The 12,075-nt window shown below is 75.0% G+C and carries 12 protein-coding genes; 7 read left to right on the top strand and 5 right to left on the bottom strand.

All coding sequences use genetic code 11. The features are described 5' to 3' along the window. Positions 1-93: 93 nt before the first annotated feature. A complete protein-coding gene (locus ACFYYW_RS03145) occupies positions 94-1,578 on the top strand; it encodes a carboxylesterase/lipase family protein (protein ID WP_387644439.1) in 1,485 nt (494 codons plus the stop codon). Positions 1,579-1,604: 26 nt separating this feature from the next. Here the strand turns inward: ACFYYW_RS03145 and ACFYYW_RS03140 are convergent, their stop codons facing one another. After that, positions 1,605-2,795, bottom strand: a complete 1,191-nt coding sequence (locus ACFYYW_RS03140; RefSeq protein WP_387644436.1) for a MarP family serine protease — start codon at positions 2,793-2,795, stop codon at positions 1,605-1,607. Between the two features lie 99 nt (positions 2,796-2,894). After that, complete coding sequence (ppk2, locus tag ACFYYW_RS03135) at positions 2,895-3,689, bottom strand: polyphosphate kinase 2 (protein ID WP_387644434.1); 795 nt, start codon at positions 3,687-3,689, stop codon at positions 2,895-2,897. Between the two features lie 116 nt (positions 3,690-3,805). Between ppk2 and ACFYYW_RS03130 the strand changes: the two genes are divergently transcribed. Continuing rightward, a complete protein-coding gene (locus ACFYYW_RS03130; protein ID WP_387644431.1) occupies positions 3,806-4,684 on the top strand; it encodes a hypothetical protein in 879 nt (292 codons plus the stop codon). Between the two features lie 223 nt (positions 4,685-4,907). Then, positions 4,908-5,513, top strand: coding sequence for a hypothetical protein (locus tag ACFYYW_RS03125; protein WP_387644428.1), 606 nt, complete (start codon positions 4,908-4,910; stop codon positions 5,511-5,513). Between the two features lie 93 nt (positions 5,514-5,606). Here ACFYYW_RS03125 and ACFYYW_RS03120 read toward each other — a convergent pair whose 3' ends face one another. Continuing rightward, positions 5,607-6,482 carry a universal stress protein gene (locus ACFYYW_RS03120; protein WP_387644425.1) on the bottom strand — a complete coding sequence of 292 codons (876 nt, stop codon included), beginning with the start codon at positions 6,480-6,482 and terminating at the stop codon, positions 5,607-5,609. Between the two features lie 200 nt (positions 6,483-6,682). On the opposite strand from ACFYYW_RS03120, the gene ACFYYW_RS03115 reads away from it, so the two are divergent. After that, positions 6,683-7,537: a universal stress protein gene (locus ACFYYW_RS03115; protein ID WP_387644422.1), complete on the top strand. Its 855-nt coding sequence runs from the start codon at positions 6,683-6,685 to the stop codon at positions 7,535-7,537. 19 nt (positions 7,538-7,556) lie between these two features. Here the strand turns inward: ACFYYW_RS03115 and ACFYYW_RS03110 are convergent, their stop codons facing one another. Next, positions 7,557-8,219: a response regulator transcription factor gene (locus tag ACFYYW_RS03110; protein ID WP_352327761.1), complete on the bottom strand. Its 663-nt coding sequence runs from the start codon at positions 8,217-8,219 to the stop codon at positions 7,557-7,559. After that, positions 8,216-9,340, bottom strand: coding sequence for a sensor histidine kinase (locus ACFYYW_RS03105; protein WP_387644418.1), 1,125 nt, complete (start codon positions 9,338-9,340; stop codon positions 8,216-8,218). The genes ACFYYW_RS03110 and ACFYYW_RS03105 overlap by 4 nt, the downstream gene beginning before the upstream one ends. Positions 9,341-9,557: 217 nt before the next feature. Here ACFYYW_RS03105 and ACFYYW_RS03100 point away from each other — a divergent pair, with 217 nt between their 5' ends. The 3 genes from ACFYYW_RS03100 (at position 9,558) to ACFYYW_RS03090 (ending at position 12,063) form a co-directional block, all read left to right on the top strand. Then, positions 9,558-9,971 carry a DUF6223 family protein gene (locus ACFYYW_RS03100; protein ID WP_387644416.1) on the top strand — a complete coding sequence of 138 codons (414 nt, stop codon included), beginning with the start codon at positions 9,558-9,560 and terminating at the stop codon, positions 9,969-9,971. Between the two features lie 69 nt (positions 9,972-10,040). After that, entirely contained in the window at positions 10,041-10,274 is a 234-nt protein-coding gene (locus ACFYYW_RS03095; protein WP_352327764.1) for a hypothetical protein, read from the top strand. A 34-nt stretch (positions 10,275-10,308) separates the two neighbouring features. Next, positions 10,309-12,063 carry an aKG-HExxH-type peptide beta-hydroxylase gene (locus ACFYYW_RS03090; RefSeq protein WP_387644412.1) on the top strand — a complete coding sequence of 585 codons (1,755 nt, stop codon included), beginning with the start codon at positions 10,309-10,311 and terminating at the stop codon, positions 12,061-12,063. Positions 12,064-12,075: the final 12 nt, after the last annotated feature.

Genomic DNA, 12,075 nt, shown 5'->3' with positions numbered 1-12,075 from the left:
GCCGTCGAAAACGGGATGCGGCCGGCCCGCGTCCGGGGTGAGGATGGCCGCGCACGGCCGTCGGAGCCGTCCCCCCCGGGCGAGGAGCATGCCATGAGCACCGCCGGAACCGCTCATCCGCAGGTCACCGTGCGTACGGGCCGGCTGCGCGGCCGGATCGAGGACGGCGTGGCCGTCTTCCGGGGCGTGCCCTACGCGCGCCCGCCGGTGGGCGCCCTGCGGCTGGCCGCCCCGGCGCCGCCCGAGGCGTGGGACGGCGTGCGCGAGGCCGCCGCGTTCGGCCCACCGCCGCCGCAGTCCAGGCTGCTGGGCGCCCCTGGCGGCGCCGGCACGGACGGGAACTGGCTGACGGCCAACGTGTGGACCCCTGACCTGGGCGCGGCCCGGCTGCCGGTGATGGTGTGGATCCACGGCGGCGGCTACATGTACGGCTGGTCCGGCGACCCGCTCTTCGACGGCGGCGTGCTCGCCCGGGACGGCGTCGTCGTGGTCACCGTCAACTACCGGGTCTCCGCCGAGGGCTTCGGGCACTTCCGCGGCGCGCCCGCCAACCGCGGCCTGCTGGACCAGGTGGCCGCCCTGCGCTGGGTGCGCGAGAACGCGGCGGCCTTCGGCGGCGACCCCGACCGGGTCACCGTCTTCGGCGAGTCCGCCGGAGCCGGGAGCATCGCGGCGCTGATGACGATGCCCGCCGCGGCCGGCCTGTTCCACCGGGCGATCGCGCAGAGCGTGCCGGGCCTGTTCTTCACCCCCGAGCTGGCCGCCGATCTAGCCGCCGCGGTGGCCGCCGAGCTGGGGACGGCCCCGCACGCGGGCGAGCTGGCGGGCCTGCCGCCGGAACGGCTGATCGAGGCCGGCGACGCGGTGGCGGCCGGCATGGGCGGCAGCCCGCGCTGGGGCCTGGCCGCGCACGTCCGCACGCCGTTCGCGCCGGTCGTGGACGGCGAGGTGCTGCCCGCGACGCCCTGGCGGTCACCGGCAGGCGGGGTGGACCTGCTCGTGGGGCACAACCGCGACGAGTACCGGCTGTTCATGGCGCTCGGCGGCGAGCTCGGCCAGGTCACCGCCGAGCAGGCGGCCGCCGCGCTGCGGGCGCTGGCCCCCGACCCGGCGGCCTACCGGGCCGCCCATCCGGAGGCCGGCGACGAGCGGCTGTACGAGCTGGTCCACTCCGACTGGCTGTTCCGGATGCCGTCCCTGCGGCTGGCCGAGGCCCACGGCGGGCACGGCCGGGCCCACCTGTACGAGCTGACCTGGCCGGCCCCCGGCATGGGCGGGACGCTCGGCGCCTGCCACGGGCTGGGCCTGCCCCTGACGTTCGGCAACCTGACGGCGGGCGTGGCCGGGCTGCTGCTCGGCCAGGAGCCGCCACCGGAGGCCGCCGAGCTGTCGGCCCGGGTGCGGGCGGCGTGGACCGCCTTCGCCGCGACCGGCGACCCGGGCTGGCCGGCGTACGAGCCGCGCGAGCGGCTGACCTGGATCATCGACGCCGAGCCGGGCACGGCGGCGTACCCGGAGGAGGCGTCGCGCCGGTTGTGGGCCGGGCACGCCTTCGACCCGCTGCCGCCGGCGGGCTGAGCGCCGTCGCCGCGGGCGGGCGGGGGTCAGTCGCAGGTCTGGGTGCTGACGGGGGTCGTGGCCGTGGCCGCCTGGCGGGCGTCGGGCGCGACCTCGCCGGCGGTCAGCGCGTAGCCGGTCTCGACCTGGCCGGCGACGGCGGCGAAGATCACGCCCAGCACGCGGCCGTCCACGGCCAGCAGCGGGCCGCCGGAGTTGCCCTGCTGGATCTTGCCCCGGACCAGGTAGACGTCCCTGGTCACCTGCGAGGCGTGGTAGATGTCGGGGCTGCCGGCCCGCTGCCGCTCGGCGACGCGGGCGGGCTCCGGGGTGAAGCCGCCGCCGTTCGGGTAGCCGGCGACCAGCGCGTCCTGGCCCTCCCTGGCCCGGGTGTCGAAGGAGAGCGCGGGCAGCCCGAGGCCGGGGACGTACAGGACCGCGACGTCCCGGCGGGGGTTGTACCAGACGACCTGCGCCGGGTGCGGCCGCTGCTGGTGGTCGACCACCTGCAGGTCCGTGTCCACCCCGGCCACGACGTGGGCGTTGGTCATGATGTGGTCGGGCGCGTACGTGAAGCCGGTGCCGGTGATGCGCTTGCCGCAGGCGGAGGCCGTCCCCTGGACCTGCAGGATGCCCGCCCTGGCCTGCCGCAGCGCCGGGCTGCGCAGCACGGCCACGTCCGGCGGCGGCACCCGGACGGGGCTCATCCCGGCGATCGTGTCGAGCACCGGCGGGAAGTCGGACCGGTCGATGAACCGCTTGAAGGGCCGCTGCCAGTTCCGCGCCGCCTCGGGCGCCGCCCCGTCGAGCGTGGACAGCAGCGCCGAGCCTCGGATCTGCTCCACCACCAGCGTCCACGGGCCGGACACCAGCAGGCTGCCCAGGAGCCAGGCGACCAGCAGCACGAACGTGGCGTTGACCAGCCCGCCGCCCAGGGAGTCCAGGATCCGGGCCGGTTCGCCGCGCAGGTACGTGCGTAACCGCACCCCCAGCGTGGACGCGGCGAACTGGCCGGCCAGCGCGACCAGGAACACGATGACGACCGCGAGGGCCGTCTGGGCGATGTCGCCGGTCACGAGCGCGTTCGTCACGGCGGGGGCGACGGCGATGCCCAGCACGCATCCGGCGACGAACCCGATCGAGCTCGTCACCCCGACGACGAACCCCTGCCGGAACCCCGCCACGCCGAACCCGACCACCAGAACGACCAGGACGACGTCGAGCAGATCACCGGACACAAGCAAAGACAATCATCTTTTCCCCCACAAGGGAGGATCAAGTCCGGTACGCCGGATTTCCTTGATCGGCGCGGAGCCCCCCGGACGGGCGCCCCGAGCTCAGAGGCCGGCCGTGACGTCGGGGACGTACCCTCCGGGGCGGCGCGGCGGACGCCGGTAGCCGGTGGCGGCCGGTCGCGGCGGGATCTCCAGCGGCGCCCGCTCGACCCGCCGGTAGGGGATCGTGGACAGCAGGTGCGCGATCATGTTGATCCTGGCCCGCCGTTTGTCCTCGCTCTCCACCTCGTACCAGGGCGCCTCGGAGATGTCGGTGTGCACCAGCATCTCGTCCTTGGCCCGGGAGTACTCCTCCCACCTGGTGATCGACTCCAGGTCCATCGCCGACAACTTCCACCGGCGCATCGGGTCCGCCAGCCGGTCGCGGAAGCGCCGCTCCTGCTCGGCGTCGCTCACCGAGAACCAGTACTTGCGCAGCAGGATCCCGTCCTCGACCAGCAGCCTCTCGAAGATCGGGCACTGGTGCAGGAAGCGCGTGTACTCCTCCTGCGTGCAGAACCCCATCACCCGCTCGACCCCGGCCCGGTTGTACCAGCTCCGGTCGAACAGCACGATCTCCCCCGCGGCCGGCAGGTGCTCGACGTACCGCTGGAAGTACCACTGCGACCGCTGCCGGTCGGTCGGGACGGGCAGCGCCGCGATCCTGGCGACGCGCGGGTTCAGGTACTCGGCGACCCGCTTGATCGTGCTGCCCTTGCCCGCGGCGTCGCGCCCCTCGAAGATCACCACGACGCGCCGCCCCTCGGCCCGCACCCACTCCTGCACCTCCACCAGCTCCGCCTGGAGGCGGAGAAGTTCCTTCTCGTACGGTTTGCGGCGCAGCCTGTCAGTCCCCATGCCCGCGGATTCTAGAAGCCGGAAGGCCACGGAGTTCAGGACGTCCGGCGGTGTCGCCCCGGGGTCGCGCGCGTCAGTCTGGGACCAGGATCGTTCACGGGAAAGAGATGATGACCATGGTCCCGATCCGCTCCCTCCTCGCCGTCGCCATGGCGGTGACCGTCACCGGCGTGCCGGCCTCACCCGCGCGGGCCGCGCGACAGGCCGCCGTCCCCGTCCTGGTCGGCATCCGGGCCGCGCACCTGCCCGGCCTGGACCGGCTGGTCTTCGAGTTCCGCGGCCCGGTCCCGGCCCGGCACGACGTGCGCTACGTCTCCCGGCTGATCGCCGACGGCTCCGGACGCACGGTCGGCGCGGTCGGCGACGCCCTCCTCCAGGTCCGCTTCGACCACGCCGACGGCCACGACCGCCGGGGCCGGGTCACCTACGGCCCCACCCGCCGGACCTACGCACTGCCCGGCGTCGTCCAGGTCGTCAACACCGGCGACTTCGAGGCCACGCTCACCTTCGGCGTCGGCCTGGCCAGACGCGTGCCCTACCAGGTGCGCACGCTTACCCGGCCGAGCCGGGTCGTCGTCGACCTCACCACGTCCTACCGGACCGTGCCCGTACGCGACCACTTCCTCGACGCCGGCAGCCGGAGCCCGCGCACGGCGTCGGTGACCCGCCCGGTGGCCGCGCCGGCGACCGCCTACGGCGCGCTGCAACGGCTGTTCGCCGGCCCGACCGAGGCCGAGCGGGCGCGCGGCCTGCGCTTCGTCAGCTCCGGGGCCACCGGCTTCGGCAGGCTGACCATCGCGGACGGGATCGCCAGGGTCCACCTGACCGGCCCGGTCGACGGCGGCGGATCGGCCTTCACCGTCGCCGACCAGATCAGGCCGACGCTCAAGCAGTTCCCGGCCATCCGGTGGGTCAAGATCTATGACGCGGCGGGGCGTACCGGGCATCCCGCCGGGCCGTCGGACTCGATCCCCCGTTCGCTGGAGCCCGGCTGAGGCCGGCCGGGGCGTCTCTTGGCGCGTCTTCCCAGGAGAACGGCCATGTTGATCTCTTGGTTCGTTCATGATGGCGGGGTGACCACGCCTTGTCCTCCGTGAGCCGAACGCGGGGCCGCCCCGTCCGTCCTGACGACCCGGGACGAAGGTCCTCCCGTCAAGAGCCGCCCGCCCCTGCCGCCCCCCGCCGGGGCACCCGCACAGTGCTTCAAGGAGGTGCCCGTTGAAAGCGTTGATCGACCTGCTGGCCCGGCGCGTACGCCTGTACCGTCCCGACGGCAATCCCCTGCGCCGCCGTTCCGACCGGCTGGAGGCGCTCGCCGTGCTGGTGACCGGGCTCGTGGTGCTGGCGGGCGTCTGGCCCGCCGTCCTCGTGGGCCGGCTGGCCTACGAGGGCGCGCTGCACGAGGAGAGCACGCACGCCGTGGGGCGGCACCAGGTCAGAGCGACGCTGCTGGCCGACGCGCCGGCCGCCCGCGTCGCCCTCACCGAGATGCCGGTGGGCGAGCAGCGGGCGATGGCGAGCTGGACCACGTCCTCGGGCGCGGCGCGCAGCGGCCCGGTGCCGGTCCCCGGCGTGGCCAGGGCCGGTTCGACGGTCCCGTTGTGGATCGACGCCGCCGGCCGGCCCGTGCCGCCGCCCACCCCCCGTACGGTCCTGCGGACGAGAGGCGTGGTGACCGGCCTCCTGCTCATGTCGGTGATCTCCCTGGCCGCCGCGGGCGGGTTCGCGGCGTTCCGGTGCTGGACGGATCGGCGACGGTACCGGGAGTGGGAGGTCCAGTGGGCACGGGCCGGCGAGGACTGGGGACGGCGGCGCAGCCCCTGACCACCCCGAGCTCCGTCACCGCGGCTCACGGGCGCTGACCGCACCGGCCGTCCTTCACCACCGCTCGCGGGCCCAGATCGCGCCCGCCATCCCTCACGGCCGCTCGCCGGCCCCGGGGTCGTCGGCGGGGCGGATCACCGCGACCGGGCAGCGGGCGTGGTGCAGCACCCCTCGGCTGACCGAGCCGAGCAGCAGCGAGCCGAACGCGCCCCGGCCGCGGGAGCCGACCACCAGCAGGTCGCAGGGCGCCCCGGTGAGCGCCTCGACCGGGTGCGCGCTCTGCACGTCCTCCACGATCGTCACCTCGGGATGCCGCTCCCGCCATCCGGCCGTCCTGGTCCGGAGCACCTCGCGCTGGGCGGCCCGGACCTCGTCCACGTCGTAGGCGATCTCCGGGGCGAAGGCGTGCACCGGAATCTGCCAGGCGTGGATCAATCGCAGCCGGGCGCCGCGCAGCCTCGCCTGCTCGAAGGCGTAGCCGATGGCCGGCTCGCAGACGTCGGAGTCGTCGATCCCGACGCCGATCTCGCCGACCCGCTCCGGCGGGTCCGCGCGCACCACCACCACGGCGCACCGCACCTGACCGGCCACCTGCATGGTCACCGATCCCAGCAGCGCGCCGGCGAACCCGCCCAGCCCCCGGTTGCCGATGACCAGCTCGTCCGCCCGCCGCGCCTGATCCTGCAGGACGGCCGCGGGCGTCCCCTCCACGATCTCGGCGTGCACCGGCACGGACGGCTGCCGCGCCCGGACGGCCGCCTCGGCCCGCTCCAGCACCCTGGACGCCGCCAGCAGCAGGTTGTTCCACTGCCCGAAGTCGGGGAACCTGCCGACGCTGTACGGCTGGCGGTCCAGGGCGTGCACGATGTGCAACTCCGCCCCCGTACGCGCCGCGTCGTCGGCGGCCCAGCCCAACGCGGCGTCCGACGGCGCGGACCCGTCCACGCCGACCATGATCCGTCCCGGCATGCTGCCTCCCGGCCGTGGATCTTCCTCGGCCCCGGCCTGCCCAAAGTCAGGAGCGGGCGAAGAAAGCCCAAGTTCGCGGGCCGGAAGCCGTGCGGAGCCGTCCTGGATCGCCCTCGCCGCCAGATTTCTCCAAGTTTTGGGGCTGGCGATCCTGTCCGCTCACCTGCCGGACGGCTGAATGAGTAAGGGAGGTAAGAGCGATGTCTGAGCTGGTCGTGGTGGGTGTCGACGGATCGCCGTCCGGGTTCGACGCCGTGGCGTGGGCTGCCGACGACGCCTTCAGGGCGGGGGCCGCGCTGCGGATCGTGTCCGTGGTGGAGACCTGGCCGTACCAGGTGCCGCAGATCGCCGCCGTCGAGTGGGAGAGCTCGATGACCGAACGCGCGCGGGGGATCCTGGCCGAGGCGCAGCAGATCGCCGGCGAACGCCGGCCCACGGTCGAGGTGAGCACCCGGGTCATGGCCGGGAAGGCGTCGGTCGTCCTGCGGGAGCAGGCGGCCGAGGCCGCCGAGCTGGTGGTGGGGCGCAAGGGGGCGGGCGGCTTCGCCGGCGCCGTGCTCGGCTCGGTCAGCATGAGCGTGGCCGGTCAGGCGCCCGGCCCGGTGGTCGTCGTCCGGGACGGGGACGCCGCCTCCCACGACGAGGTCGTCGTCGGCGTGGACGGCTCCCCCGCCTGCGAGCCGGCCCTCGACTACGCCTTCCGGCAGGCCGAGCTGCGCGGCGTCGGTCTGCGGGCGGTGCACGCCTGGCCGCTGCCGTTCGCGCTGGCGCCCGACTTCTCCTGCGACATCGAGGCCCTTCGGGAGAGCCACCTGCGCGTCACCAGGGAGCAGCTCACCCCGTGGCAGGACCGCCATCCCGGCGTCAGGGTGATCGCCGACGTCCAGTGCGGCCACCCCGTCAAGACGCTCGTCGCCGCGGGCGACCGGGCCGGCCTGCTGGTGCTCGGCTCGCAGGGCAGGAGCGGGCTGGGCTCGTTCGTGCTCGGGTCGGTCATGCGCGGCGTCCTGCACCACGCGCGCTGCACCGTCGCGGTGGTGCGCGAGCGCTCCTGAACCGGTGACTCCCGGCGCGTCACGCGGTGCGCGGCGTCACCAGGCCCGACTCGTAGGCCAGGACCACGAGCTGGGCGCGGTCGCGCACGCGCAGCTTGGCCATCGCCCGGTTGACGTGGGTCTTGGCGGTCATCGAGCTGATCGCCATGTGGGCGGCGATCTCGTCGTTGGACAGCCCGCGCGCGACCAGGGCGACGGCCTCGCGCTCGCGGTTGGTCAGCTCCCGCAGCTCCTCGCCGGCGGTGGCGGCGGGCGGGCGGGTGACGTACCGGTCGATCAGCATGCGGGTGATCGACGGCGCGAGCAGCGCGTCACCGCGGGCCGCGACGCGCACGGCGTGCAGGAAGTCCTCCGGCACGACGTCCTTGACGAGGAACCCGGCCGCGCCGGCGCGCAGCGCGTTGAAGACGTACTCGTCCAGGCCGTAGTTGGTCAGGATGACGACGCGCACGCCGGCCAGCGCCGGGTCGGCGGCGATGCGGCGGGTCGCCTCGATGCCGTCCACGACCGGCATCTGGATGTCGATGAGCGCGACGTCCGGCAGGTGCTCCCTGGCCAGGGCCAGGCCCTGCGCCCCGTCGGCGGCCTCGGCGACCACCTCGATATCGTCCTCCAGGTCGAGCAGCGCGCGGAACCCGCCGCGCAGCAGCGGCTGGTCGTCCACCAGCAGGACCCGGATCACGGCGTGCGGTCCATCGGCAGCTCGGCCTGGACGGTGAAGCCGCCCGCGCCGCGCGGCGCCGCCCGCAGGCTGCCGCCGAGCGCGGTGACGCGCTCACGCATCCCGATCAGGCCCACGCCGGGCACGGGGGCGGCGTCCGGCGTGGCCGTGCCGTCGTCGTCCACGCGGATCGCCAGCGCGTCGGGACGGTAGTCGATGCGGACCTGCGCGGTCGCGGCGGCGGCGTGCCGGGCGATGTTGGTCAGGGACTCCTGGACGATCCGGTACGCGGTCCGGTCCACCGCGGCCGGGACGTCCCGCCGTTGTCCCTCGATCGTCAGCGTCGCGTCGAGGCCGGTGGTCCGGGCCCGTTCCAGCAGCTCGGGGACCCGGTCCAGGCCGTGCGGCGCAGTCGTGTCGTCGCGCAGCGCCTCCAGGGTCGCGCGCAGCTCCCTGGTCGCCTCGCGTCCGGCCTCCTGGATCACCAGCAGCGCCTGCGGCACCTGCTCCCCCTTCCTGCGGGCCACGTGCACGGCCACCTCGGCCTGCACCTTGATGACCGAGATCTGGTGGGTGAGCGAATCGTGCAGGTCCCGCGCGATGCGCAGCCGCTCCTCGTCGGCACGCCGCCGCGCGGTCTCCTCCCGGGTACGCTCGGCCTCCTCCGCCCGTCCCTCCGCCTGCCGCAACGCCTCACCGGCGGCGCCGGCCGCGACCAGCCAGGCCAGCTCCAGCGCGCCCCTGGCCTGCGCGAACGCCTCGCCCGTGTCGTGCAGGCCGGAGGCCATCGCGGCCAGGGGCAGCAGGGCCAGCACGATCACACTCGCGGCCACGGTGACCAGCCGTCGCCCGGCCCGCATCGCCGCGTACACCGCGAACAGGTACGCCACCGCCGGCACGTCGAACCCGGCCGCCTGGTACCCCACCGCGCACAACCCCGTCACGGCCAGGACGGGCACCGGCGCCCGGCGGCGTGCGGCCAGCGCCAGTCCGCCCGCCGCCAGCAGCGCGTAGCCGAGCGGCGCGAGAGGGGTGGCGGACGGCTGGCCGGACAACCCGGTGACCACCAGCGCCGCCGCCACGCCGGCCGCGATCAGCCAGTCGATCACCCCGGCCCCGACGCCGAGCCGCCTTGTGCTCATACGCGCACCATAGCCGCATGTCCGGCCGTGCGACTCCGGCCGGAGGATCACCCGCCGCCTACCGCGGACGCGGTACGCCCGTACCCGCCTGCCGCCCGTGCGGTAGCCGGCTGCGGCGCCGGCGGCACCCCGACAAGCCCGCTCCCGCCGGACGACCGGCGGCGGGCCCGGCGGCCATGCTCTTCCACGTTGACGTCCAGCCGAAGGGAACCCCGCCATGTTCATCGACCACCTGCTCGCGGCCCAGGCCGACCCCGTCGCCGCGTACGCCATGACCACCGGCCGGATGTGGTCCCTGATCGCCGCCGGGCTGGGCCTGGCCGGCGTCGCCGCCGGCGGCCTGGCCCTGGCCCGCTCCACCGGCCGCCTCCGCCGCCGCGCCACCCCCGGCACCGGCACCGGCACCGGCACCGGGACCGGGACCGTGGCCGCTACCGGGAAGCGCGGGGCCGTCGTCGCCCTGGTCGCGGGGGTGACCAGCATCGTCATCGGCGGCTGGGTCATCGGCGCCGCCAAGGGCGGTCCGGGCACCGGCTACGGCATCGTCGGCGGCTACCTGGACCTGATCCTCGGCCTGGCCGCCGTCGTCCTCGGCGTCCTCGTGCTGAACCGCGCCCGCCGTCCGGCCTGACCGCCGGACGGCGCAAGTTCCGTGACGCGAAGGCTTCCCCGGCGTTGAGACGTGAGTCACCATGGATTCATGACCTTTGCGACGGAGACCAATGCCTGCTTGGAGTCGCACCTCATCGACCTGACGCAGGTGCCTCTGGACGCCTTGCGAGAGATCAGTGGGCTGGAGGGAGCCATCGCCACCCTGTGCGGCCGGCTGACCGACCACGCGACCCCGTTGTGCGAGAGCGGTATGGCGGCCCTGTGCGGAACCGTGCCCGTGACGGTGCCGAGCACGGCCATCACCGCTCTTGATCAGACCTGAGCCCTACCGGGTTCCGATTCCCACACTCGTGGCCGTGGCCACCGGCGACGTGAGCGCAGCCGATCTGGCCGTGCTCGAATCCGCGCAGCGCAGCCGGCTGCTCACGGCGCTCGCGGCCCTGCTGAAGCTCGGTCATGCCGCCCAGCCCAGGCCGCGGCGTGACGACATTCCGCCCACCCCGCTGACCGTGTCCTGGTCGGTGCTGACGGCAGCGCAACGCAGCTCGCCGGAGGCCGTGGAGGAGGTGCTGCGCGACCCCGCCGTCGGCGCCTGCGCCTTCCACCTGCTGCGGACGGTCGCGCAGGGCGCCGTGCCCGGTCCGGCGGAGACCGTCGCGGGGGCCTGCGCGAGGCTGTTCGGCTCGATGGCCGCCGCCGCGGCCGTTCGCGCGGGCATGCGCTGCTCCTTACGGGTCCCGGCCAGGAGAGGACGGCTCTGGCTGCCCTCCCTGGGCCTCACGGGGGCGGTGGGACGTGGCGAGTGGCCGGTCGTGGGCGTGGAGAGCCGCGCGCACGGCACGGTCGTCTTCGGCGACAGCGGATCGTTGCGGTTGCCCGACGACGTGTCCCGTCCGGTGGAGGGCTGGTCACCGCTGCCGGTGGCCGAACCGGCGGACGGCGGGCGCCGCGTGGCCCTCGACCATCTCTCCCCCCACCGCGACTTCCGGGGCCTGCACGACCCGGCCCCGCTGGCCGCCGAGGACCTCGGCCGCTGGCGCGACCTGCTGGGTGCGGCCGTCGAGCTGCTGAAGGAGCGCCATCCCGGCGCGTACCGGGCGGTGACGGCGACCGTGCGCTCCCTGGTGCCCGTCGACGGGCCCAGCACGCTGCGCGTGGTCAGCGCGACGGTGCCGGACGCCTACGGGGCGGTCACGATGTCGCTGCCGGCCGACGCCGCCTCGCTCGCCGTCACGCTGGTGCACGAGGTGCGGCACCAGCTCCTCAGCACCGTCGACGAGCTGATGCCGCTGCTCGCTCCCGCGCCTGAGGGCCCCGAGCCGACCTATTTCGCCCCCTGGCGAGGGGACCCACGCCCACTGCGGGGCTTGCTCTACGGCGCGCACGCCTTCGCCGGCGTCACCGCCTTCTGGCAGGCCCGGCGGAAGCAGGACGGCGACCGCGCCGACTTCGAGTTCGCCTTCCACCGCTGGCAGCTGCGCACGGCACTGGCCGCGCTGGGCGGGGCCACCGGCCTGACCGAGGCAGGCGGCCGCATCGTCACCGCGCTCGCAGACGCCGCCCACCCGCTGTGGGCCGAGCAGGTGAACGGCCCTGGCGCCCGGCTGGCGGAGCTGTGCTGCCGCGACCTGGTGGCCGGCTGGCGAGCGGCCCACCTCGTGGTGCGGCCGGGCGACGCCGACGAGCTGGCCCGCCGCTGGTCGGCCGGCCTGTCCCCGCCGGCACTGCCCGGTGCGCGCATGGGCGCGAGCCGCCCGAGCCTGCCGGGCAACGCGCGGATCTGGCTGGCCCGGTTGCGGTGCACGGACCAGCAGGCGTTCAAGCAGGCGTGCGCCGCGCTGGAGACGGGCGCGACCAGCCCCTTCGGGATAACCGACGCCACGCCCGCCGACGCGGCGCTGGTGTCACAGGACACCGCCAAGGCCCGGCACCTCTACCGCCGCTCGACGCCGAGCCCGGAAGCCTGGATCGGGCTGGGCCTGGCGGCGGACTCGCGAACGTCGCTCCTGGTGGAACGCCCGGAACTGGTCCTGGCGCTGCACGCCGCGCTGCTGCGCCGCGGCGTGCAGCCGCCCGGGCCCGAGGAACTGGCCGAATGGCTCGGCTCATGAGCCGCGGGCCAC

Origin of the sequence: Nonomuraea sp. NPDC001831 (assembly GCF_042892035.1) — a bacterium.
Classification (GTDB): Bacteria; Actinomycetota; Actinomycetes; order Streptosporangiales; family Streptosporangiaceae; genus Nonomuraea.
Note: the sequence above shows the minus strand (reverse complement) of the source record. Positions and strands in the feature narration are given on the sequence as shown.